At 33.8% G+C, this 25907-nt stretch carries 19 protein-coding genes; 13 read left to right on the top strand and 6 right to left on the bottom strand.

The window, feature by feature from the left end; genetic code table 11:
- Nucleotides 1-5: 5 nt before the first annotated feature.
- The gene (locus E0W69_RS13900) at nt 6-2879 is read right to left on the bottom strand and encodes a DEAD/DEAH box helicase (protein WP_131330641.1); all 2874 of its coding nucleotides are present in this window, start codon (nt 2877-2879) and stop codon (nt 6-8) included.
- A gap of 37 nt (nt 2880-2916) precedes the next feature.
- Here E0W69_RS13900 and E0W69_RS13895 point away from each other — a divergent pair, with 37 nt between their 5' ends.
- The 4 genes from E0W69_RS13895 (at nt 2917) to E0W69_RS13880 (ending at nt 6001) form a co-directional block, all read left to right on the top strand.
- Complete coding sequence (locus tag E0W69_RS13895) at nt 2917-3540, top strand: HD domain-containing protein (protein WP_225321264.1); 624 nt, start codon at nt 2917-2919, stop codon at nt 3538-3540.
- A 5-nt stretch (nt 3541-3545) separates the two neighbouring features.
- Entirely contained in the window at nt 3546-4511 is a 966-nt protein-coding gene (locus E0W69_RS13890; protein WP_131330640.1) for a DUF6624 domain-containing protein, read from the top strand.
- Between the two features lie 98 nt (nt 4512-4609).
- Nucleotides 4610-5035: a hypothetical protein gene (locus E0W69_RS13885; protein WP_131330639.1), complete on the top strand. Its 426-nt coding sequence runs from the start codon at nt 4610-4612 to the stop codon at nt 5033-5035.
- Nucleotides 5036-5554: 519 nt separating this feature from the next.
- Entirely contained in the window at nt 5555-6001 is a 447-nt protein-coding gene (locus tag E0W69_RS13880; protein ID WP_131330638.1) for a DUF4252 domain-containing protein, read from the top strand.
- Here the strand turns inward: E0W69_RS13880 and E0W69_RS13875 are convergent.
- Both E0W69_RS13875 and pgi read right to left on the bottom strand, forming a co-directional pair.
- Complete coding sequence (locus E0W69_RS13875) at nt 5994-6383, bottom strand: hypothetical protein (RefSeq protein WP_131330637.1); 390 nt, start codon at nt 6381-6383, stop codon at nt 5994-5996. The two genes, E0W69_RS13880 and E0W69_RS13875, sit on opposite strands and share 8 nt — an antisense overlap.
- Before the next feature lie 100 nt (nt 6384-6483).
- Complete coding sequence (gene pgi / locus E0W69_RS13870) at nt 6484-8139, bottom strand: glucose-6-phosphate isomerase (RefSeq protein ID WP_131330636.1); 1656 nt, start codon at nt 8137-8139, stop codon at nt 6484-6486.
- 350 nt (nt 8140-8489) lie between these two features.
- Here pgi and E0W69_RS13865 point away from each other — a divergent pair, with 350 nt between their 5' ends.
- The 3 genes from E0W69_RS13865 to E0W69_RS13855 all read left to right on the top strand — a co-directional run bounded on the left by E0W69_RS13865 (nt 8490) and on the right by E0W69_RS13855 (nt 12240).
- Nucleotides 8490-9347, top strand: a complete 858-nt coding sequence (locus E0W69_RS13865; protein ID WP_131330635.1) for a sigma-70 family RNA polymerase sigma factor — start codon at nt 8490-8492, stop codon at nt 9345-9347.
- A 163-nt stretch (nt 9348-9510) separates the two neighbouring features.
- Nucleotides 9511-10476 carry a polyprenyl synthetase family protein gene (locus E0W69_RS13860; protein WP_131330634.1) on the top strand — a complete coding sequence of 322 codons (966 nt, stop codon included), beginning with the start codon at nt 9511-9513 and terminating at the stop codon, nt 10474-10476.
- Between the two features lie 72 nt (nt 10477-10548).
- Complete coding sequence (locus E0W69_RS13855) at nt 10549-12240, top strand: amino acid permease (protein ID WP_131330633.1); 1692 nt, start codon at nt 10549-10551, stop codon at nt 12238-12240.
- A 763-nt stretch (nt 12241-13003) separates the two neighbouring features.
- On the opposite strand, the gene E0W69_RS13845 is transcribed toward E0W69_RS13855, so the two are convergent.
- Both E0W69_RS13845 and E0W69_RS13840 read right to left on the bottom strand, forming a co-directional pair.
- Nucleotides 13004-13684: a hypothetical protein gene (locus E0W69_RS13845; protein ID WP_131330632.1), complete on the bottom strand. Its 681-nt coding sequence runs from the start codon at nt 13682-13684 to the stop codon at nt 13004-13006.
- 42 nt (nt 13685-13726) lie between these two features.
- Complete coding sequence (locus tag E0W69_RS13840) at nt 13727-14446, bottom strand: HmuY family protein (RefSeq protein WP_131330631.1); 720 nt, start codon at nt 14444-14446, stop codon at nt 13727-13729.
- A gap of 190 nt (nt 14447-14636) precedes the next feature.
- Between E0W69_RS13840 and E0W69_RS13835 the strand changes: the two genes are divergently transcribed.
- Nucleotides 14637-14966, top strand: coding sequence for an antibiotic biosynthesis monooxygenase family protein (locus E0W69_RS13835; RefSeq protein ID WP_191967848.1), 330 nt, complete (start codon nt 14637-14639; stop codon nt 14964-14966).
- 175 nt (nt 14967-15141) lie between these two features.
- Here E0W69_RS13835 and E0W69_RS13830 read toward each other — a convergent pair whose 3' ends face one another.
- A complete protein-coding gene (locus tag E0W69_RS13830) occupies nt 15142-16125 on the bottom strand; it encodes a helix-turn-helix domain-containing protein (protein WP_131330629.1) in 984 nt (327 codons plus the stop codon).
- Between the two features lie 213 nt (nt 16126-16338).
- On the opposite strand from E0W69_RS13830, the gene E0W69_RS13825 reads away from it, so the two are divergent.
- The 5 genes from E0W69_RS13825 (at nt 16339) to E0W69_RS13810 (ending at nt 25873) form a co-directional block, all read left to right on the top strand.
- Entirely contained in the window at nt 16339-18702 is a 2364-nt protein-coding gene (locus E0W69_RS13825; RefSeq protein WP_131330628.1) for a TonB-dependent receptor, read from the top strand.
- 959 nt (nt 18703-19661) lie between these two features.
- Nucleotides 19662-19850, top strand: a complete 189-nt coding sequence (gene tnpA / locus E0W69_RS20860; protein ID WP_407690707.1) for an IS66 family insertion sequence element accessory protein TnpA — start codon at nt 19662-19664, stop codon at nt 19848-19850.
- A gap of 1 nt (nt 19851) precedes the next feature.
- Nucleotides 19852-20190: an IS66 family insertion sequence element accessory protein TnpB gene (tnpB, locus tag E0W69_RS13820; protein ID WP_131330627.1), complete on the top strand. Its 339-nt coding sequence runs from the start codon at nt 19852-19854 to the stop codon at nt 20188-20190.
- Nucleotides 20191-20242: 52 nt separating this feature from the next.
- Entirely contained in the window at nt 20243-21781 is a 1539-nt protein-coding gene (tnpC, locus tag E0W69_RS13815; RefSeq protein ID WP_131330626.1) for an IS66 family transposase, read from the top strand.
- A gap of 978 nt (nt 21782-22759) precedes the next feature.
- Complete coding sequence (locus E0W69_RS13810; RefSeq protein ID WP_131330625.1) at nt 22760-25873, top strand: SusC/RagA family TonB-linked outer membrane protein; 3114 nt, start codon at nt 22760-22762, stop codon at nt 25871-25873.
- Nucleotides 25874-25907: the final 34 nt, after the last annotated feature.

Below are 25907 nucleotides of genomic sequence, written 5' to 3'. Positions count from 1 at the left end.
ATTCCTTAACTAAACAAATATTGTAAATCTTCTTCTGATAAATTTTTTACAAACCCTTCTTCTGCTCCGACTAATTCTTCTGAAAGCAATTGTTTTTTGCTCTGTAGAGAAATGATTTTTTCTTCGATCGAATTTTTACAAATCATACGATAGGCAAATACATTATTTTTTTGCCCGATTCTGTGCGTTCGGTCAATGGCTTGTTGCTCTACTGCCTTATTCCACCAAGGATCGACCAAATAGACATATTGCGCAGAGGTTAAATTCAATCCGGCATTTCCAGATTTTAAACTGATCAAAAATGCAGTGGTTGTATTATTTTCCTCTTGGAAATTTTTGACCATTTCTTGCCGCTTTTCAATAGCCGTACTACCATCAAAATGATAAAAAGAAATGCCTCTTTCCTTTAGTTTATCTGCAATTAAATGCAACATTCCGGTAAACTGTGAAAATATGAGTGCCTTGTTTCCAGAATCACTTATACGTTCCATTTCATCTAAAATACGATCAATTTTAATAGATTCACTACATGGACTATAATCGTCTTGGTCTTTCATTAAACTAGGAGCATCACATATCTGACGTAATTTTTGAATGCCTTGCAAGATATTGAGTTTACTGCGTTCCAAGCCTTCATTTTGAATGCCGATAAACAAACTATCTTGAATGTCAGCTTTTACTTCATTGTAAAAAGCTTGTTGGTCTTCGGTCATTTCACACCACAAAATACTCTCTGTTTTATCTGGGAGATCTGTCGCAACTTGTTTTTTTGTTCTTCGTAAAATAAATGGCGCTGTTAACTGTCGTAACGCGCTACTTTTCTCTTGGCTGCCATCTCTATCAATAGGAATAGCGTATTCTTTTTTGAAAAATTCACGATTGCCTAATAGTCCTGGAAGTAAAAATTGTAGTTGCGCATATAGATCAAATGTATTGTTCATGATCGGCGTGCCACTTAACGCTATTCGATGCATCGCTTTTAGTTCGTATATAGCTTTCGTAATTTGAGCAGAAGGATTTTTGATATTTTGACTTTCATCGACTACTGCGCCAAGCCAAGTATTTTCAGCAATGATTCCCATGTCTTGCCTGAATGTATGGTAACTTAGTATTAAAATATCAAAACCGTCTTTTGTAGTTTTTTCAAAATCTCTATTCTGTCCATTATGTACCGCAATTTTTATCGTTGGTGCGAATTTTTTCCACTCCGCTTCCCAGTTGTAAATCAAGGATGCTGGGCAGACTATAATAGATTTTCCATCGGGATGCTGTTCTTTTAACCAAGTTAAAAAACATATAGTTTGTAAAGTTTTTCCTAATCCCATATCGTCGGCAAGGCAAGCACCAGCTTCGATTTTGGATAATAAAATCATCCATTCAAATCCCTTTTGCTGATAGGGGCGTAGTTGGGTTTCGATACAAGTCGGAACGGAGTATAAAATTTCTTCGGTTTGCCATTGTAGCCATAGTTTTTGCCAATCTGCTGGTACGATTTCTGCAATATTTTCCTTTTGCGTATTTTCTATAGTATTTAACTTGCCAATGAGTACCCAAGATGGAATCGTTAATCGATTTTTGTAGACAGCTGCGTGTTTAAAAAAAAGCGCGTATTCTTTTACCCATTCATCTGTAAATACGGCAATAGAATCATCTTTTAGTAGCACATTTCGTTGACCTGCTAATAACATTTTTTGTACAGTCAATAATGGGACTTCTTCTTTTCCAAATAGTACTTTAGCAAAATATTCTAGTTTGCTTCCTTCTTTTTTTTGATAGTTTAATTCTGTTGTTGGTTCAAATGGACAATAACGAAAATGTTGCAACATATCCAAACCAACCACGTCTATATTATTATTTAATAGTTCGCGATATGCTTTGATGAACCATTGTTTTTTCTTCGCATTTGCAAAAGAGAGAAAATAAAATCCACGATGTGATTGTGTTGGAAAATCTGGATGCAAACTTTGAATATAGGTTCGAAAATCTTTTTCCTCTTGTTCGTTTCTATGAATTACATAGTCTTTTCCACCTGCTTTTCGAGTTTCCTCGCTTTTATAGTCACCCTCAATCATAAAGCCATCATATTCCCAACGAGGCGTTAACATGAGAAAAGAATTACTTAACTCAGTAAACAAGATATTGCGTTGAGGCAGAGATTCTACGGTCTCGGCAGGGAAAAATATTCGCTTATCTATAGTATAGTCTTTCTCTAGTTTTTGAATAACTTTTTCTGCAAATTCGGTAGACGATTGCCCTAAAGTTTCTAAATCTGTGTCTTGTAACCATTCCAAAGTTTGAAAATCCTTATATGAAATAAGATGCCAAACGGAATCGTGTACAATCATATATTGAAATCGATTAGATTCCTCTAGTTCGAACGATTCATTTTCTCCAATTATCGTTGTCTTTAGTCCAAATTGATTTCCAGTTTTTGTTATTTCAAGTTGTATCTGAGCTATTTTACGTGCAAATTTACAAGGTGCCACTAAAGGATTTCCTGTTTCCTTATTGATAATCTTGTGCATGGTAACAATCGCTCCACTTTTGGGCATCAACATTTGGATTTGTTTCATGCGGTGCTCAGTCAATGCTTTTTGAAAAAGCATATTCGCTGTAGGATTATTGCCCATTTTGGCCTTTTGTTTGGCGATAGCAGCTTCGACTTTAAGATTGGCTTCTGTGCTCAACTCTTCCAAGAGTTGTACGATAGAGCTACTCCACTGACTACTGATTTTGTCGATATTTTTTTTGTTGAGAAGATCTTGACGGTATTGAGGAATGCCATCTTTTTTAGTAATAGTAACTAATGAAAAATAAGGTTTGTTTTTCCATAAATTTTCGGGCTCCCACATCAAGCCAACTTTAACATCTAACATCATACGGCTGCAAATATATTGAATGCATTATTTTTGAAATATGGAAATGGAGAAAGAATTATTATTGGAAAAAATAGAAACAGATATAAAATCCCAATTTTTAAATGAAAGTACAGGACACGACTATTATCATATTGCTCGTGTAGCATATATGGCTCGGCAAATCGCACAGGCGGAACATGCGGACGCGTTTGTGTGTACTTTGGCTGCTTGGGTACATGATATTGGGGATTACAAATTAAATGGGGGTGTGGATAAAAGTGAAGAACTGATTAGAAATTTCTTGTCCGAATATTCATTAGGCACGAGTCTTATTGATCGGATAGTGACTATCGTATCGCAAGTTTCCTTTAGTAAAGGAAAACATGCGGAGTCTCTTGAAGCAAAGATCGTCCAAGATGCGGACAGGCTAGATGCAATCGGGACGATTGGTATAGCGCGAGCATTTGCCTATGGCGGCTCCGTTGGACATTCAATTTATAATCCAATTGATCCTACTCAAAATACATCCGTTCAACATTTTTATGATAAATTATTGAAACTGAAAGAATTAATGCACACGCGAACAGCCATTGCAATAGCGGAAAAAAGACAGCAGTTTTTGTTGCAATTTTTAGAGCAGTTTTATAAAGAGTGGAATATGGAAAATGAGTGCTTAAATTAAAATATATGAAATACGTTTTATTATTTTTCTTGCAAGTGGTTATTACTGCAAATGCATTTGCCCAATCCAAAGAGGCTAATGATTTGTATTCGGAAGGTAAATATAAGGAAGCATTGTTAGCATATAGTGAAACTTTTTCAAATTATCCTTTAGATAGTGTCGATCCTACATCTTTTTATAAGGCTGCAGAAGACGCATGTAAACTTAATGAATTAGATTCAGCAATAAAGTATCTTGGTTTTTATGCAGAAATGTGTAAAGTGCCTCAATTGACAATAATGAGGCTAAATGTAAATTTTAAAAAATTACATTCTTTTATTCAATGGCCGGAATTTGAGAAATTATTACAACAGAAGGATGATTCAATTGCACAATTGAATCATTATAATCTAGCACTTCGTCATCAATTGGACGAAATGTGGTATGATGATCAACATTATCGATATTTAGTAACTTTTGATAGTAGTATTATTGAGGATTCGAAAAAAGTAGATAGTCTATGGACTCTAGCGGACATTTCAGATAGTATCAATATTATGCGGCTTAAAAAATTATTAGATCAATATGGTTGGTTAACTAAAAAACAAGTGGGTGATGTCTCTTTTGTTCAGTGGATGATTATTCAACATTCAGATAAGAGTATCATTGATAAATATCTACCTCTATTAAAAAAACAAGCTGAAAAAGGAGAAGTGAAAAAGGCGGATGTAGCATTAACTATAGATCGTGCAAATATATATGCAGGGAAAAAACAAATTTATGGATCTCAAATTACCTATGCGGATAAAGATAAAGGAAGACCTGCATATATAGCACCATTAGAAGATCCTGATAATGTCGATGCTCGCCGTGCAAAAATGGATTTAGAGCCTATTGCTAAGTACGCAAAAAGTAAAGGTATTTATTGGGATTTAGAAGCATATAAAAGGAATCTACCTCAATTCGAAAATTGGGATTTTAAAAATATGTAATTTTAATAGTTATTAATGAAAAATTAATATAATGCAAAATAAGTGTTAATTATTAATTTCGTTTATATTGCAAACTATTATAAACCCTAATTGTAAATATGAAAAAGAATTTAGTCCTAGTTGTTGGACTTTTTGGAATGTTAACCTTAAATAGCTGTGGTGTTATTTTTGGTGGAAGTAAATATCACGCAAACATTATAGTACGCGACCATCCAAATGCGGATATATATGTAAATGGTGATAAAATTGGTACAGGTTCTGCTAATGGCTTATACAAAAGAGATAAGAGACTAAAAGTTGAAGTTAAACAAAATGATTGCCCTCCTTTAACTAAAGAGTTTGATCGCAAATTTAGAACGGGTAATTTTATACTCAGTTGTGTAGGGTTTGGACTTATAGGTTTGGGTGTAGATTTGGGTACTGGAGCTGCATACAAACCAGATGATAGTGATCCCAATATCACAAGGGAAACAACTAAAGATTTTACATTTAAAATAGATTATACAGGTTGTCCTACTAAATAAATTGTTTATTTTTTCTCATATTTTTAAATTCATTATTCTATGCTTTTAATTTGGAAATATGGGAGGGCAATTTTCGGAATTGGTATTACATAAAACTTGTTGTTTAGTTTTGGGTTGTCAGTATTTCTAATATTCTTGATGGAAAATTTGAAAAGTTAATTTATGGTAGCTTTGAGAAGATCTCGACATATTTAAAATCAAATGTTGAACTAAAAATTAGACTCAAAATAAAGCCTCCGAATTTTTCGGAGGCTTTATTTTGGAATAAGAAAAGTTATATTCTCAATTCTTTTTTAGAAACTGTATTATTTTGTGTAAAGAAATTGCTCAGTAAATTTTTCTGATAATTCCCCCAAGGATTGTGACTGATGACTATATGAGCCCGACTTAAACGTGCTTTTTGAAATTCAAAGTTATATTGAAGAAAATGCTCCTTTAAAAAATGGAATTTTAGGAAAATGATGGAATTCGTGGTAACTTACGATTAAGAAATACCAAATCTCAAAATTATTATTGATTATGAAAAGTTTGTTGACTGCATTTTTAATTTTATTTGGAGCAACATTATTTGCTCAGTTGCCATCTGCTAAATTCTTTAACAAAATGAAAAGTGTAGATGGTACAGAATATTCTTCAGTGAAGCAAAATGGAACAGATTCTATTACGGGAAAGAAAATTCCTTTATTTATTCAAACTGTTACAGTTGATAAAGACGATAGTTTGTATGGAAAAACAAAAGTTGAAATTGAAAAATTAATTCATCAAAAATCTTACACAAATTTGATTTCTGTGAATGATGATGGAAATAATTTGAATACTTATTTTTTTGACAAAGAACCCAATTTTGAAATATTGATTTTTACGCAAGATTCAGAGGATAATATTTCTTTAATCTCTTATTCGGCTAAAGATTTGTCGAAGAGTGAAAAGGAACAGATGAAAAACATGAAAATTTCCTCTAATTAGTTTCAAATAAGTTCAATTGCCCTTTAGGTGAAATTTTAATATTTCTGGAAAGATTACATGTCGCAATGGATTTGTTATTCTTTATAAATACTAATTCAAAATGATTATCTGAATACATAATATCTGATTGATAGATATTTTGTAAGTCAAGTTGAGGTAGTTTTTTCGCTATATCTTTTGGTTGGCTATATGGCTGGAGTATCAAGAATTTGTCCCATTGAATTCCTAAATCCAAAGTTGTCAAATCAACGGGTTGTTTTGTTTGTTGAAATGAATATTCGATACGATGTGTAATCTTTTTATTAGGTTTCAGTTGAAATAAATAACCGCAGCTGATACAAAAGGTGAGGATAATTAATGTAACAAGTATTTTGGTTTTCATGCAATTAAAGTAAACAATAAAGTTGAATCGAATTGCAAATTTACCCAAAAATAAAGCCTCCGAAAATTCGGAGGCTTTATTTTAATAAGAATAAGAATAATTATTTTCTTAATTCTTTATATGCGTTGATCAATCCATTAGTAGAGGAGTCATGCGTCGTAATTGCTGCGTCATCTGCTAATTCTGGAAGGATTTTACCAGCTAATTGTTTGCCCAATTCAACACCCCATTGGTCAAAGCTGAAAATATTCCAAATAATACCTTGAACGAAAATTTTGTGTTCGTACAATGCGATCAATTCACCCAAACTTTCTGGTGTGATTTTTTTCAACAAAATAGAGTTGGTTGGTTTATTTCCTTCGAATACTTTGAAAGGAGCAATTTTTTTGATGTCTTCATCAGATTTACCTTGTTCTTTCAATTCTTCTTTTACAACCGCTTCTGTTTTACCATTCATCAACGCTTCCGTTTGTGCAAAGAAATTGCTCAACAATTTGTTGTGATGATCACCCAAAGGATTGTGGCTGATTGCCGGAGCGATAAAGTCAGCAGGGATGATAACCGTACCTTGGTGGATCAATTGGTAGAATGCGTGCTGACCATTCGTTCCTGGTTCGCCCCAGATTACAGGACCTGTGCTATAAGAAACTTCGCCACCTTTTCTGTCTACATGCTTACCGTTGCTTTCCATATTTCCTTGTTGGAAATAAGCAGAGAAGCGGTGCAAATATTGATCATAAGGAAGGATAACTTCTGTCTGAGATTTGAAGAAATTAGTATACCAAAGTCCCACCAATGCCATGATTACAGAAATATTTTTGTCAAATGGTGTGGATTTGAAATATTCATCTGTTTTGTAAGCACCTTTTAATAACGCTTCAAAATTATCATAACCAATAGTCAATGCGATAGATAAGCCAATTGCACTCCACAATGAGTAACGACCGCCAACCCAATCCCAGAATTCAAACATATTTGCTGTATCGATTCCAAATTTGGAAACTTCTTTTTCATTTGTGCTTAACGCAACGAAATGTTTTGCAATATGTTTTTCATCTTTCGCTGTTTGTAAGAACCATTCACGAGCTGTATGCGCGTTAGTCATGGTTTCTTGCGTAGTGAAAGTTTTAGAAGCAATCAAGAAGATGGTTTCTTCAGGATTGATCAATGGGAAAGTCTCTGCGATATGTGTACCATCGACATTACTTACGAAATATGGGTGAATGCCATGACTCCAATAAGGTTTCAATGCTTCCGTAACCATTACTGGACCTAAATCGCTACCACCGATACCGATGTTGACAATATATTTGATTTTCTTTCCAGTGTAACCTTTCCAATCTCCTGAATGGACCTTTTCACAGAAAGCTTTCATTTGTGCTTGTACGCGATGTACTTCTTGCATTACATCTTTTCCGTCGCTGTAGATAGGATTGCCTGAGAAATTACGTAAAGCAGTGTGCAAAACAGAACGATCTTCTGTTTCGTTAATTTTTTCACCATCAAACATAGCGGCGATTGCATCTTTAAGATTACAATCTTCTGCTAATTGCAAAAGCAGGTGAAGTGTTTTTTGATTGATAATATTTTTAGAATAATCAAAAAGGATGTCGTCAAATTTCAAAGAAAATTTTTGAAATCTGTCTCCGTCTTGAGCAAAAAGCTCTTTCACTTTAGCATGGCGCATCTCATCCTCAAAGTGTTTGCGCAACAATAGCCACGCTTGTGTGGTTGTCGGATTAATTTTTGGTAACATTTCGAATGTTTTATTAAAAAAATGCTTTTTGTAAAATAAGGCGATAAGAAATTATAACCTCAATTTACAGTTGAGTTGTTTCTTAACCGTTGCAAATATAGGTTCTGAAAATGAAAAAAAATGCTATAAAAATTAGATAAGTGAACAAATTAATTTTTTATTAATTTCATTTTTTAAATATTAATACTACATTATATGAAAATTTCGTAACTTTGCACGCTCTAAGAATTTTTGATTATAATAAAAGAAAAATATTATTTAACGAAACTTTTTTGAGATTAATACGTTCTGAATAATACAAGAAGGAATAATCGTTTTAGGTAGCAGAATTTAAAATCAAGGTGTAATATATGAGGCAGCTTAAAATTGCCACCCAGATCACTAATCGTGATTCTCAGGCTGTGGAAAAATATCTTCAAGAGATTTCTAAGATCCCAATGATCACTCCAGAAGAAGAAACCACACTCGCCCAAAGAATCAAGATGGATGACCAAAGGGCTTTAGATAAGTTGGTGCAAGCCAACTTAAGATTCGTGGTATCTGTTGCAAAACAATATCAGCATCAAGGGTTGTCATTGAGTGATTTGATTAATGAAGGTAATCTTGGATTGATTAAAGCAGCTCAACGTTTTGATGAAACAAAAGGTTTTAAATTCATTTCTTACGCTGTATGGTGGATTCGTCAATCCATTTTACAAGCTTTGGCCGAGCAAGGTCGTTTGGTACGTCTGCCACAAAATAAGATTGGTACTTACAATAAAGCCAATAAAGCCTATATGGCATTTGAACAAGAGCACGAACGTGAACCAAGCACTGAAGAGTTGGCTAGTTTGTTGGAAATGAGTGAAAACGAAATCAACAACATTTTCCAAAGTAATACGCGTCACACTTCGCTAGATGCACCTGTGCATGAAGCCGAAGACGTTGCAATGGGAGATTTGTTAGAAGGTAGTGATGATACCGATGATGATGTGATGAAAGATTCATTGAGAGAAGAAATTCGTCGTGTATTAAAATCTTTGAGTCCTAGGGAAGCAGAAATTGTAAATGCATATTTTGGCTTAGACGGAGAAAATGGAATAACAATTGAACAAATCGGACAGAAATATGATCTTACTAAAGAACGTATTCGCCAGATTAAAGAAAGAGCCATCAAACGTCTTCAAAAAGCTAGATACAGCAGCGCATTGAAAGCTTATTTAGGTTAAGTTTGGTAAAAAAAAATTAACTAAAGGCTGGTCCGTAATTGGTCAGCCTTTTTTATTTCTAATAGGAAAACATTCAAATATGTAATTATTAAAATTACATAACTTACTTTTACGCCCTTAATAATTAATTACGTATTTAAAAAGCGTAGCTTAAAAATTAACTATGCATTCTTTTTCTGAATTATCTGAGCAATTTTGCAATTATTTTCATATACCCAATTTTGATCGGGAGCCTAAAGGGTTATACGAGCCTTGTGCCTATTTTTTAGGTGCAGGTGGTAAACGTATACGTCCCGTATGTTGCTTGATGGGTAATGAATTGTTTGGTGATATACATCCAGATGCTTGGAATGTGGCCTCAGCCGTAGAACTTTTTCATAATTTTACCTTGATGCATGACGATATCATGGATAGGAGTGACCTAAGGCGTGGTCGTGAAACAGTACATAAAAAATATGGAGAAGCTTCTGGCATATTGAGCGGTGATGTTATGTTAATTATTGCTTATGATTATTTGAATAAAATCGATTCTAAATTATTACCACAGACTTTAAGCCTTTTTAATAAAACGGCTATAGAAGTATGCGAAGGGCAACAGTTAGACATGGATTTTGAGAAAATGGATCATGTAAGCTTAGAACAATATATAGAAATGATTACCTTAAAAACTTCCGTATTGTTGGCTGCGAGTTTATCTATGGGAGCATTTTTAGGTGGTGCTTCTAAAGAAAATTGTGATAAGATATATGAATATGGAAAAAATCTTGGAATCGGTTTTCAGGTACAAGATGACTTTTTAGATGCATTTGGTGACGAGAAGAAATTTGGAAAAGTTATAGGAGGTGATATTCGCCGTAATAAAAAAACCTTTCTGATGCTATATGCTATGGAAAATAGCAATGCAACGCAGCGAAAAGAATTGCTACGATTAATGGATGAAAATCCGATAGACAAAGTGGAACGCGTATTGGAAATATTTGAACAAGTCGGTGTCAAACAATGGGCTTTAGATCTTAGAAAAAAATACGCTGATGCTGCATTGAAATCATTAGGTGAAGCAGAAGTTGCAGAAGAGAGAAAAGCTCCATTGATTGATCTTACTGATAAATTATTGAATAGAGAGGTCTAAGCATTTGAAAATAGATTTTTAATTAATATATTTAGGTGAATTTAATTGACTTAAACGCATCTGAGAGAATACATGGCTAATTCACTTTTTAGAAAAAAGACAGTAAATCAAATATTATCGGATTCTTCTAATGAAGCGTCATTGAATAAAGTATTGGGCGTAAGAGATTTGGTTTCATTAGGTATAGCAGCCATTGTCGGTGCTGGGATATTTAGCACGATTGGCTTAGCTAGTTATAATGGTGGGCCAGCAGTGTCTTTACTATTTGTAGCAACGGCGATTGCTTGTGTATTTACTGCATTGTCTTATGCTCAATTTGCAAGTACTGTACCTGTTTCAGGAAGTGCTTATACCTATGCTTACGTTGCCTTTGGCGAATTGATTGCTTGGATTATTGGCTGGGCCTTGATACTAGAATATGCGGTTTCGAATATGGTTGTCGCCATATCGTGGTCGCAATATTTTGTCAGTATGATGGAAGGCTTTGGTGTACATATACCTCGATGGCTCACCATTGATTATTCTACAGCATTAGAAGCATTTCAAAAAGTAAACAGCGCAGCGGGTGAACATATTTCTTCTTTTGAAAAAGTATTAGCACAAGCTTATCAAGATGCACCTACTATTGGTAGTTTGCATGTTATCTTTAATCTTCCCGCGGGTTTAATTACGGTATTGGTGACTGCATTATGTTATATCGGTATTAAGGAATCTCGTATTGCTAGTAACATCATGGTAATGCTAAAATTGGCAGTAATTGCATTTGTAATCGTAGGTGGTGCATTTTATATCAAACCGGAAAACTGGTCTCCATTTGCACCAAATGGAGTGAAAGGTATTTTAAGTGGTGTCGCCGCGGTATTTTTTGCTTTTATTGGTTTTGATTCGATCTCCACTACTGCAGAAGAATGTAAAAATCCACAGCGAGATTTACCCAAAGCAATGATTTATTGTCTATTAATTTGCACTGTTTTATACGTGTTAATCACGCTGGTATTGACAGGTATGGTTAATTATAAAGAGTTGAATGTCAGTGATCCTCTAGCATTTGTATTTTCTCAAAATGGATTGAATTATATGGCGGGCGTTATTTCCGTAAGTTCGGTAATCGCCATAACAAGTGCATTATTAGTATTTCAAATAGGTCAACCACGTATCTGGATGACGATGAGTCGGGATGGTCTTTTGTGGAAAAAATTCTCTCAGATCCATCCGAAATATCATACACCATCCTTTGCTACAATAGTTGCAGGTATTGTTGTCGCAGTACCAGCGTTTTTCTTCAAAATGGATTTCTTTGTAGATCTTACTAGTGTAGGTACATTTTTCGCATTTATTCTAGTTTGTGGAGGTGTTCTATATCTGGATCAAACAGGAATGTCCCAATACTCAAAGTTCAAAGTACCATATGTAAATGGAAAATATCTTGTAGGTATCGGTCTTATTGCCGCAGTTATCTGTATATGTAAATTTGGACAACCGATCCTTGCTGAGTGGAAAGCATTGCCATTCGATCAATTGATAGAACACAAATTGTTGACGATGATTTTCTGGATTACTTGGCTAGTTCTATCGATCGTTGCATTTATCAAAAACTTCTCCTTATTGCCAATCATTGGAATCTTAATTAATCTGTATTTAATGACGGAATTAGGTGTTTCTAATTGGAAAATATTTATCATCTGGTTAATTATTGGATTATTTGTATACTTCCTTTATGGCAAAAAGCACAGTAGATTGAATACAGTTACCGATCAGAAATAAGGATTCATTTGTATTGAATAAATTCACTTGGAATAAGTGTAATTCACTAATTTTTATATTTATATCTCCATTTAATTTTTTTAAAATACTTAGTCGAAAGGTGTTTTTATCTCATAAGAAAAGTTTACATCATAACAATCTGAAACAATACACACTTAAGCTGAATGTTTTGTCTCCCTTACAATATTGCTTGAAAATGGATTTTATAGTTAAGTGAATCAATTGCTTTTTTACCATTTTCTACATCTCTGCCACCTAAATACACATAATATCCTAAGTGTTATAATTGTCTTGCAGTTTCAAAGTCAATTCCTTTGTTTGCTCCTGTTATGAAAAACTCATTCCTTATCGTATCTAAATCATGGAAGTATCACGCCAAAATACGGAATATTTGAAGCTTAGGATGATATATATTCTTATTAGGTACTCAATCAAATTATTTATTAAAAACGTAGGGGAAAATGAAAATTCCTGTTTGAAACACGTAAGGCCTAATTTCATTAAACATATAACAATTTTGGCTCTTTTTTGAAGCGATGGATTAAATAAAAGAGCGTTACTTAAAACAAGTAATTAAGAAAATCAAGCGTACTGTTTTGATAAAAGAAAATTGATCTTGGATATTTTGCAAAAAAATAATACCCTATAAATTTTTAGTTTATAGAGTATTATTAGAAAATTCATTTTTGCTTTACAGAATTAATATCACATTAATTTTAATTCTATTATTTCTGTATTTCATTTTTATCTTAAATGGATTTAATTAATTCATTTTCATATACTCGAAATGGTAGTAAGGAAAGTTTAATGCAGCTGTTGTTGCATTTGGTTGCGCTCCAGAATACATACTTACTATATGGAATTTGTAATAATTACCAGTTGACTTATTTGTAATAATATAAGTTCTAGTCATATATGCACCTACGATATGAGTAGTTGCGTTATATATGTACCATCCTGCTGCCGTAGGTACAGAATCTGTAGATGGGTACGTATTATTCATACCCGCTAAACCAGTAAGAATGTTGGTTCCGCCTGTGGAATCCGTAACATTATCGAACGTTTTATTGATAAACGTTAATTTATATTTAGATGTATCGACTGATAATGCATAGGAACTTGTAAATTTTATATCATAGTTGGTGGTATCTCCTTGATTTTCGGTTAAACTATAATAGAATGTACTATTTTTAGTTGCAAATGATAGAGATGTGTCTGTAGTACTTACGCCAGTTCCTTGAGTAAAATTACCTACATAAAATGTTTTATTAGCGATTAATGTCAAGTATCCTTTTGTGTACGCATTGCTTAAAGAAACCGTATCTCCAATGGACAATCCATCGTTACCATTATCACTAGGGTTTGTTGAGTCGCTTTTGCTACAAGAGTATATTGCCGCAGGGATGAAACATAATAAGAATAAACGGCTAAATTGCTTTTTCATTTAGAATTTGATTGAAAATTTAAAAAATTATAGTTTGTGTAATTAAGACGAAGTTGTAGTTCTCAAATTTTTACTTCCGTCTTTTTGGATATAGTATCGGAATGTTAAATAAGGAGAGGGCCAATACAGATCGGTGACTACGGCTGGGTGATTTTTATAAATACTTATAAATTCCACTTTTCCATATAATCCCTGTGATGTTTTAAATATAAATGTCCTATTGGTAACTGCTACGCAAATATGATTATCTAAACTATAGTAAAACCAACCTTGACCATCACCTTGGTCCCAGCCAACGCTTGTCATCGCATCAGATGTCATTTCTGCATCTGTAGGGGCCGTTGTGATCTGGTCAAATGGAGTATTTTCTGTCATAATAATAAATGTGCCACTATTGCCATTTGCTGGACTGGTTGCGTAACTACCATTATTCGGTTGTACAGTAGAGTTATATTGTGCAGTGAAGGCAATATCCCAAGCAGTATCACTAGATAAATATTTAGAGGAATCTTCCGCGGTTTTAAGAATATGTGAATTACCAGTTGAGAAATTAAATAATAATGGATAAAATGCTCTTTCAGTTTTTCCTGATTCGATTCCAACCGATGCAGCAGTGTCTCCAACTAAGTCATAAACATAAATCCCTGTTCCTGCGGTTGTGTCTGAGTCTGAGGTAGGTGTAGCACTATCTTTACTACAACTATACATAAAGAAATTCAGTGAAAATAAAATTCCGAATAACCCAATTTTTTTGATCGACATTATAAAACGTTATTTAAATGCAAAACTCGTATTAGTCAATTACCTCTGTGGTTAAAATTGGTTATGGATTTACCTATTCGGGTATTTTTCCTTTTTTGGCGTAAAATACCCGAATGGGTAAATATTATTCCGTTTAGAAAAAATGACATTATTATGGCAATTCTATTTTTGTAAAAACAAAATCATTATTATGACGAAGAAATTTGCAGCGATTAATTATATAAGTTGCCTTCCTGAATTTGAACCAACATTCGAAAATTTATTTGCGACTCGCAAAGGTGCTATTGATACTATGCCTGGATTTGTAGATATGGAAGTACTGAAACCATCCAAACAAGGAGAGCCTTATCTTATACTTAGTCATTGGGATAATAAAGAATCATTTGATACTTGGACAAAATCTCCTGAATTTTTAGAAGGACACAAGCGTGGATTTGCCATGTTGGAACAGGCCAAACAAGAAGGTAAGCCTGCACCGATGAAAAGTGAGTTTAAAGTATATAAAATTATTGCGGAGTAATGACCAGAATATTCAGAATATTGACAGAGTCGGCATATATTGCCAAGCTGCGTCGCCGTTATGGTAAGTGGCTTCTATTACTTATTTTCTTAAAATTGGTAAGTTGGGCTTTGCTGATTTTTTGGATAAAGAAATAAAAAAATGGGAAACGAATTCGTTTCCCATTTTTTGTAGATTATCGCACTTTATTGGGTGGAAATCCAAATTGTCTTTTGAATGCTCTGGAAAAATGAGATATTTGGTTATACCCCGTTGCATACGCCACATCGGTAATCGAGTAATCTTGCTTGAGCATTTCCATGGCTCTTTCCATTTTGAAATTGAGCAAATAGGAAAATACGGTTGTTCCAAATACCATCTTAAAATGCTTTTTCAAATAAGTGTCATTGGTGCCCACACTATGTGCTAAATCAATTAATCTGCATGGGTGATTGTGATTTTTTTCAATGATTTCTTTTACCAAATACATTCTTTCTATTTCCTCTTTGGACAATCCTTTTCTAGCATTTTTTTGTTCGTAGGAAAATACTTCTTCGAATTGTTTTAATTGTAGAGAGATTAATTCTACCGTTTTTGCCTGAATATACAATCTTCTCAAATGTCCTTCCATCGGACAATTCAACATCTGAAAAAGAATCGTCGTGCACTCAGATTGTAGCGGTAAATTATTTTCCCCTAAAGCAAAATTAGTCATTCGATCATTCTCTATTGCCATGCGCTGGTACATGGGATGATCTTGCGGCAAGATATGGTTGAAAAAATTCTCCGTAATTCCAAGTTCAAAGGATTCCAATTTTTGATTGCCGATCCAACCGATTTTCATCGGACCTGCCGGTAGATGCAAATAATTGTATTGTAAAGATTTAAGATCTAACGCAGATTTTTGTGAGGCAGGAACAACATATTTTTTTGAACCTAAAATATTAAAGCTCAATTGTATATATGGCGATTCATTATACAAATTGATTTCCTCATCTTTAGTTGAAATGACATTGTGATAGCCAAAATAAATGCCATCAGGTGTAAATATTTCTTTGCTTATTCCTTTTTTATCTCCATTCAATTCGCCATAATTTCGATTCGATTCTCTTATTGCCTCTAAATTTGCCAATTGTAAAATGTCAAATTTGCAATTGGCAGTTCCTATATTATTGATCATTATACTTCACTTTTTTTATCCTCAAAATCAATCTCTTCTAATTTAACTAACTATAATTATTTGCCATTTTTTACAGCTGACAATTACCGTTACAGACGACCTATAAACGAAATTATTACATATAGCTGACAATTCTTATCGAATTTGGTAATTATTCGAAGGTTTATACCGTATATGGTAAATTCAGCCAATTAGTTTTGCTTTTTTGGAAATATGATGAATGATTTGAATGGATGTAAGGCGTGTATAATATTTATTATCAGCTTCTTTTTAAGTAATGCAAAAGCACAATTTGTAGTTCAAGGTAATGCTTCGGGGTTTAAATCAAATAAGGATACGATTGAGTTGCAATTGAAAAATAAGGATCTTAATTGGTCTACTAAATTATCTGTTCATTCCAATAATTATTCATTTGAAAATATCCCTGCGGGCAATTATGTATTTATCGTTGTAGGAAATGGTTATGTTTCTGTAGTGGATTCTTTAAATGTAATTGCTAATTTGACTAGAAACATAGAATTACGTTATAAAAATGGGCTGCAAGAAGTTGTAGTACAATCCGTCAAGCCAATCGATCAGAAAAAAAATGATGATCTTATAACTTTTGATCAGATTACCAATGCCAAAAGATGGGTGAGCAAAAGACAGATCGAGTTATTGGGTTCTCAAAGGTTGGATGAAGTCTTGAAAGAGCAATTAGGCGTAACTGTTGTCAATGACTTGGGCGCTGGTAACCGTGCTGTTGGTGTGCAGATGCAAGGTTTTGGCTCGGACTATGTAAAAATACTAATGGATGGTATGCCGATTGCTGGTCGTATGGATGGTAATTTGGATCTATCAAGATTTTCAGTACAAGATATTGATCATATCGAAATTATCAAAGGTGCAACCTCTGCCTTATATGGAGCAGATGCTATGGGTGGTGTAATTAATATTATTACCAATCAAAATGCTGCGAAACGAGCTATAAATGCCGGTGTGAGTTATGGCAGTTTTGATACTAAAAATATCAATGTCGGTTATACGAATCCTTTTGGAAAAAGAAATAGTTTCTATCAAATAAAAGAAGATTATTATCAAACAAATGGATTCAATGCTAGTCCACAATATCTCGAAGGCGGGCAAACTTCGCCGCCATATACTAGCAATACAATTCAAGGTAGAGCTAGATTTGAATTAAATGATCACGATAATATCAATGTGAGTGGGAGATATGCATTTCGAAATAGTTTAATGACTAGAAACTATGGAGATAATTACGTGACTTTGGATAAGTTGAATGATAATGACTTAAATCTACTTACCTCATGGAATCATACTATCAATAATAATTCTCAATTTCTAGTACGATATTATCTTACGCATTACTATTCTTCAGAGCAAGTTTCTTTACAAAATAGAAATAGTTCCTTACAAAATTTTCGTTTTGGAGAATGGGACAATCATCTTGAAGGACAATATCATGTCAACTCCAATGATAAAAAATGGGATTTGATTTCTGGTTTGGGTGCTGAGTTCCAACAATTACAAGGTTATGAAAATGCACAAAGTGGACATCAAGTCAACTCATTTGTATATGGACAATTGAAGTATGTATTTAGTTCAACTATAAATGCAACAGTAGGAGCGAGAGGTTCGCATAATTCTATTTATGGAGGAAAAGTAACACCCACTGCTGGGCTCAACTGGAATCCAATACAGCATTTATACATTCGACCATCCTTTGGAATGGGATTCAAATCACCCACTTACGTACAGATGAATCAAGTCTTTACTAATTTGTCACAAGGCTATACTGTAGTTGGAGCCAATGTTGTATCTTCTGCTTTAGCTGCATTAGATTCCGCAGGACAGATAAGCAGTATCTGGGCGGTTGCGTCCACTATAAAAAACCTAAAAGCAGAAACTTCTCATAGTTTTAATTTGGATGCAAAATGGGAACAAGGGGGCATTTGGAGTTTGGAAGCCAATGTATTTTACAATCATATTGAAAATATGATTTTTACCGAGCAAATTGGCATTAAGACAAATGGTTCTCAGATATTTAGTTACGTCAATTTAGCAAAAGTCGTCAATAAAGGTTTGGAATTATATGGTTCCGTTCAACCACTGAAAGGTTTGCATTTAGCGGCTAACTATCAACTACTGTATTCACAAGATCTGTCTGTTTTAGATTCAATCAAAGCCGGAAAATTAACAGTCAGAAGTAATCCAATAAGAAAAGCTACCACTAAAGATTATTTTAATCTACCTAATCGTAGTCGTAATATGTTGCAATTGCAATTGTTTTACGATAATAAAAATATTCCTTGGGCAGGTTCCATTCGTGCAAATTATCGTGGAAAATTTGGGTTTATGGATTTGGATAATAATGGATTTATCGATCCTTACGATATTTATGTGCCTGGTTATTGGTTTTTCAATGCGAGTATTCAAAGAGTATTGCTGAAAAATAAAAACCTGCGTGTTCAGTTTTCTGTGGATAATATTACGAATAGGACTAATTATCTTATGCCATACCAAGCGGGAAGAAATTATAAAGTGGGGCTTTTTTATAATTTAAGCTTTGAAAAATAGAATTATTTTGGATTTTGAATATTTCGTTTTTCGATTGTTTGATATGTTTTATCTTTTAGCAACAATGGGACATAGCTTAGCTGCTTGAGTCGTGGCTTCAATATTCTTATCTATTGATACAAATAATGTCATTTTATTGAGCGTATTCTATGAATTAATTTATGAACGATTTGTAGTTCAACGATTAGTTCATAGAATCTTTGCATTCAATTGAATTAATTTGATATAGAAATAAAGAGAAATACGGTAAAATCGGTTAATTTTTTCCTGTTTCTAAGCATGAAATGGTTTGTTCTTTTCTGGTAAAGAAAAAGATTAGAGAATATTGATTATTGAAAATCAATAACTTGTATCTTCGGAAACTTCTTAGAAAGAAAAAAGGATAAATCAATTTTCGTTGATTTATCCTTTTTTAAGTTGTCGGGGCGGCAGGATTACCGCATCTTACCTGTAATTTATTTTAAATCAATATATTATAATAGACAAACATTTTTTTATACACCTATTAATACACTATATAAATTAATCTTCACTATTTTGATTTTATAAGTGAAGATATAAAAAAATTGTGTATTTAAAATTTTATAGGGGGTTATGAAAAGATTACAGATATTATGGATTTAAACATCAAATTGGCCTAAAAACTTCTTTATAATTCAGAAATAATAATTCTGGAATTGGCTATTTATTTTAGCTTATCAATGTCTTATATAGAATCATAAAAGTATTATGTTAGTAAAAGTTATTATATTCTATATATATTTGATTTACGTAAAACTTTAACAAAATTACTACATAAATAATAAGTAAGCACCCGACGAACTACATATTGCGTCACCGATAAAGTCATTCTAGCTTTGCATACATGAATAAAATCAGTATCAAGCGTGAGCGTATGCAAAAGCTAGTGTCGGCATGGGTAGCGAGCAACCAAACCGCAGTTTTGCCAAGAAAACAATATCTCAGAATCAACCTTTGATTATTGGCGCAAAAAATATCATCCTGACCACAGAACCAATACAAAGTTTATCAAGATTACACCAACAGTATCTAGTGTGTCAAGTGTAGAAGTGCACTATCCCAATGGTGTACGCATTGTAGTTGCACGCGATATGACCTTAATTTCTCAGCTCATTCATTTGTATTAATATGCTTTCATTGAGTTCTACGCATCCATTTTATCTCTACGATGCACCCTGTGACATGCGCAAAAGTTTTGACGGACTATGCGGCTTGATCCATCATCAAATGAATAAAGTTCCTACCAGTGGAGAAGTGTTTATTTTTCTCAATAAAAGTCGCACTCATATAAAGCTTTTGCATTGGGAATATGGAGGTTACGTACTCTACTATAAAAGGTTGGAACAAGGCACATTTTCAAGGCCAAAACAGCGTCATCAACCATTCTCCTATAGTGATTTAGTACTCATGATTGAAGGAATAAACGTGCTAAAAAGTACGCATAAAAAAAGGTATAGTTTAGCCTAAAACAATCCTCTTTTTTCTTGTATAAACCACTGGTTTTCTGTAAATTTATACCATGGAAATGGTACCCGAAAACCTTACTAAACAGGAACTCCTACAGCTCGTTTATAGTTGTAATGAAGCCATTTCGACTCACGAAAAAAAGGAAGAAAAATACCTAAAGGAGCTCACGCACTATAAGCAAGAAAACGAATATCTAAGACAACAAGTAGCGATGCTTAAGCGCATGCAGTTTGGACAGAAACGAGAACGTTTTGAAGCAGAAAGCAACCAAATGGCGCTCCCCTTCGAAGCCCCTGTGGAAGAAGTTGAAAAGCAAGAAAAAGTAGTGGAACAAAAAATAGCGTACACCAGAAAAGCCGCTACCCATATAGGCCGTGCCAAATTACCCGAACATTTACCCGTAGAAGAAATAGAAATACATCCAGCAGGCGACTTAACCGACATGGTATGCATTGGTAAAGAAATAACAGAAGAATTAGAATGCGTACCTGCCCGTTTTTTCATCAAACGATATATCCGTTTTAAATATGCCCCTAACAATGGTGAAGGTGTAATTATTGGAACTTTACCTGAAAGAGTAATAGATAAAGGTATTCCAGGTGCTAGTTTGTTAGCCACTATTATTACGGATAAATACATGGATCATTTGCCACTATATCGCCAAAAACAACGTTTTGCAAGAGAAAATATACAAATAGCGGCATCTACCATGGATAGTTGGACAAAAGAAACGCTCTTAAAACTAGAACCGCTGTACGATCAACTGGTTTTCGATACCAAATCAAAAGGTTATTTGCAAGTGGATGAGACGCCGATAAAAGTAATGGATAGCGAGAAAAAAGGCGCTACCCACCAGGGATATTATTGGGTATACCATGCGCCGCTGGAGGGTACAGTGCTATTTGACTATAGCCCTACTCGTGGCAGTAGTGCGCCCTTACCTATCTTACAAAACTTTAAAGGCTATTTACAAACCGATGGCTATGCAGTGTATGAAAAATATGCGCGTAGTAATGCGATTACACATGTAGCTTGCTGGGCACACGCACGCAGGGAGTTTGAGCGTGCATTGGATAATGACAAATCCAGGGCAGGACAAGCTTTGAATTGGATACAGCAGTTGTATGCCATAGAAAGGACAATAAAAGAAAATAGTTTGGATCATGCGCAAGCCAAATTATTGCGATTAGAAAAAGCACTTCCAGTCATTAATATGCTGGGCAAATGGATCACACTACAAATCAAAATGGTATTACCTAAAAGCCAAATCGGTAAAGCGCTCGCCTACGCGTATGGTAGATGGGATGCATTGTCTGCTTATCTATACGATGGTCATCTACAAATAGACAACAACTTGGTGGAAAATGCGATACGACCGGTGGCTTTAGGTCGTAAAAACTATTTGTTTGCTGGTAGTCATGAAGCCGCACAACGTGCAGCCATGATTTATTCTTTCTTTGCTATCTGCAAAAAGCATGACGTCAATCCTTACCAATGGTTGAAATACACGCTCGAAAATATCATGACCATAAAACAGAAGGACCTCAAATCCCTTTATCCGCAGAACTATAAGGCTTCAATTGCTATTTGACAATATGTACTTCGTTGGGGGGATACAATAATAATAGTATTTTTCTGAAGTTATTACAAAGAAAATATATTTAGAATGACAGTATTTGAGTTTGGTTCTAATTTTTTATTTTCATAGTTCATGTTCTCTCAATTAAGAAAATTTTCTAATTGAAATATTGTTTATCTAAGTAATATGAATTTTTAAATTTCAGCTTATAGATTTATGTAATACGTTTTTATTGTCTAAGTTAAAATACTAATGAATTGTTCGGTTACTAAAATAATGCATTTCTTTATCTTAATTAGCTTACTAAATGTACTTTAATATTATAATCTATCTTAAACTTCTTTTATCACATACTTATGCTACTTTGTGGTTGGGCTAATCTTCACTTAAGATATGAAATACTTTCTAAATAATTTATTATGGAATTTTACAGGTTTTTCGACGAGTTATTCAGCTAAATAGTGAAATAATATTTTTGTTTTTAAGATTCTAAATGTATTATATATTAGGAATACTGACTATGCATTATTTTTGCTCATACAGGTTAAGAATAGCAACAATATTAATTTGTAATTATAAGATATAAAAAATATGTTTAGATTAAAAAATTATACTACATTTGTCTATCAAAAAGGTAGACTATTACTCCTGCTTCTAGATTACAAAAAAAAGTGGAAGCGCTCCAACGCTTCCACAAGGTAATTAAGTAATAAATAAGCCGCTTAAAACATATTTAATAAACTTAATCATCCAAAATTATGGAAAAAAATCGGTTGATTCATTTCGTGAGATTATTTTGTGTTGTAATAATCTTAAATTTTCTCTACTTATATATAAGAAACAATTGCAGTTGATGCATAGTTGTAGTAACTAATAAAACTAACAATCAATCAATCATCACTTTTTATTTATAACGTTATGCAACAACTTATGTCACAATAAAAAAACATAAGAAGGATTTCATCTGCGATGCATTATAATAATTTTAACATGAATCTAAACAAATATTATTGTTGGATAGGGAAAATCTATGCTCTATTTCTACTGTTTTTAATTCCTTACAAGGCCTTTGAACAAATTCCTCTTCCTACAATTAATTCTGTACTTGAGGGTAAAATAACGGACTCAAGGAGCCATATTCCTCTAGATGGAGTATCTGTGAATATAAAAGGTACAACTAATCAATCTATTACTAATGAAGAAGGAAAATTTATCCTTCGAACTGGACAAAAATTTCCTTATATTTTACAAGTTAATTACATAGGATATAAATCGTTAGAACTGACTATAAACCAATCAACTATAAATATTGAATTGGTTGCGATTAATCAAGTATTATCAGATGTAGTTGTGGTAGGATATGGAACCCAAAAGCGAAGTAGTTTAGTCGGTGCGATTTCGACTATAGATCCTGAACAAAATAGAAATTTGCCTGTGGCTAGTATTGATGCTCAACTTCAAGGAATGGCTGCGGGTTTACAGATTAATTCTAATACTGGAGTTCCTGGAGATGCTGTTTTTGTGAGGGTTAGAGGTACTACGTCTATAAATGCAGGAAATGATCCATTGTACATTATAGATGGCGTTTTTTTAAATAATACTAGTTTGCAAACTGTAAATACAGGAGGACGAGCAACCTCTCCTTTGGCTGATATCAGTTCTGCTGATATTGAAAGTGTTGAGGTCTTAAAAGACGCGTCAGCAACTGCAATTTATGGATCAAGAGGAGCAAATGGAGTAATTATTATTACGACAAAGCATGGGCATTTTAATGCACGTCCATTAGTTACAGCAGATATATCACATGGACTAGCTTGGGCTCCCAAATTGTGGGATTTGACAACAGGTGAACAACATGCTGAATTGATTAATGAATTTTATGTAAATTCATATGCCGATGCCTTGGCCTCCAACAATGCTGCAGGAATTACTAAATATAAAAATCTTCCTTTTTCTGGTTCTGTATTGAATCCTGGAGCCAGTACAAATAGAGGAGCACCAGATTTGCAAAAAACGTATAATCGACTTGGGGAATTATTCCGTACGGGTCAATTATCAAATTACGATCTATCTATTCAGGGAGGAAATGACAAAACTAGATATTATATTGGTGCTAATTACCTATCACAAGAAGCAGATATTAAACCAGTTTCCTTTAATCGTGGTTCATTCAAAGTTAATATAGACCAGAAAGTAAGTAATCGAGTAACAATTGGAACAAGTAATATATTGTCGAGGTCATATCGAAACCAGGCCCGTGCTGGGGATGGTCCACAAGGAGGGTTACTTCAATCAGCATTACATACACCTACGTATCTCCCTGAAGTAAACACAGATGGAACACCTGCACGCTGGGCAGGCTTCGATAATCTAGAAGTATTATTGAATAACTACAATGTTCATACTACTAGTCTCCGATACGTAGGTAATGTATATGCTGATGCTGAATTATTTAAAAATTTGAGATTTAGAACTAGTTGGAGTATAGATTATAATAGCTATAATGAATCTGAATATTGGAATGATAAAACGCAGCTGGGAGCTTCTCCTACCAATGGTCTAGCTACATCTTCGATTACCCAGAATTCATCTTGGATAAATGAACAGACTCTTTCATATAAACTACAAAGCAAACTTAGTACATTTGACTTTTTAATTGGAAATTCTTTAATTAGTAATATTACACAAAATACTAGTGCCCAAGGAACGGGCTTTCCAAATAATTCTTATACTCAAATATCTTCCGCATCTACTGTTACAGGTGGACAGAGTTGGACGAAAGGAAATCTTGCCTCTTATTTTTCTCGCATTGGTTATAATTATCTTTCTAAATATTTTCTGGAAGTTAGCTTAAGGGCGGATGGCTCTTCAAAATTTGGTGCAAATAATCGTTGGGGATATTTTCCCTCTGTAGGGGCTTCATGGCGCCTTAAGCAAGAAGATTTTCTTAAAAATGTAGATTTCCTTAGTGATCTAAAATTGCGATTCAGTTATGGAATTGCAGGAAATCAAAATGGAATTGATAACTATGCTGCCCTTGGATTATGGTCTGGGGGTGCAGGCTATCCCGATAATTCAACTAGCGGAGATAAGGCAGGAACGGCACCTCAACAAGTTGCCAATCCTGATTTGAAATGGGAGCGGACTGCCCAGACAAATATAGGTATGAACATGGGTTTTCTTCATAATCGATTGACTATTGAGTTCAATCTGTATTCCAAAATAACTACGAATCTTTTATTAGCCCAACCTGTAGCTGCGTCGACTGGTTTTAGTACTTATACTTCAAATTCTGGAAAAATAAGTAATAAAGGTTATGAATTCAGTATTAATTCAACTAACATACAGACAAAAGATTTCTCGTGGAATACTATACTGAATTTTGCAGGAAATAAAAATCGAATAATAACGCTTGAGACTCCCATCACCGCTTACAATCGTGATTGGATAAGAATGCAGCAAGGTAGTCCTATGTATTCCTTTTGGTTGTACAAACAACTCCGAGTAGATCCGCAAACAGGAAATTCCGAATTTCAGGATGTTAATAATGATGGAACTATTACTGTAGCTGACCGACAAATATTAGGGAATGCTATGCCTACTTTCTTTGGTGGATTATCCAATACACTAACTTATAAGAGATTTGATTTTAATTTTTTAGTCAACTTTCAGTATGGAAATAAAATCTTTAATTTAAATAGATTCTTTGGAGAGGGTGGTGGTACGCGGGATGCGAATAGAGTGCTTTTTGCAAGTCAATTAAAACGTTGGCAAAAAGTTGGTGACATTACTGATGTACCACGCCTGACTGCTTATGGTAACAATTATACCCTCGAACAAAATAGTAGGTTCCTTGAAAATGGATCGTTTGCTAGGTTGCAAACGTTAACCTTAGGATATACAATTCCTTCGTCTATTGTAAATAAAATAGGTTTAAATAAAATTCGTTTCTACTTTACAGGTTCTAATTTGTTCTTGATTACCAAATATACAGGACCTGATCCGGAAGTTAACGTAACTGGCAACCAGAATATACAAGGATTAGACCTTGGAACCCCTCCTCAACCCCGTACAGTGCAACTCGGTATTACAATTAATCCATAATTATTTCTTCATATTAATTAATAATATAATGAAA

Origin of the sequence: Rhizosphaericola mali (genome assembly GCF_004337365.2) — a bacterium.
GTDB lineage: Bacteria > Bacteroidota > Bacteroidia > Chitinophagales > Chitinophagaceae > Rhizosphaericola > Rhizosphaericola mali.
The sequence above is the reverse complement of the archived record's forward strand: the minus strand, read 5'-3'. Positions and strand labels throughout refer to the sequence as shown.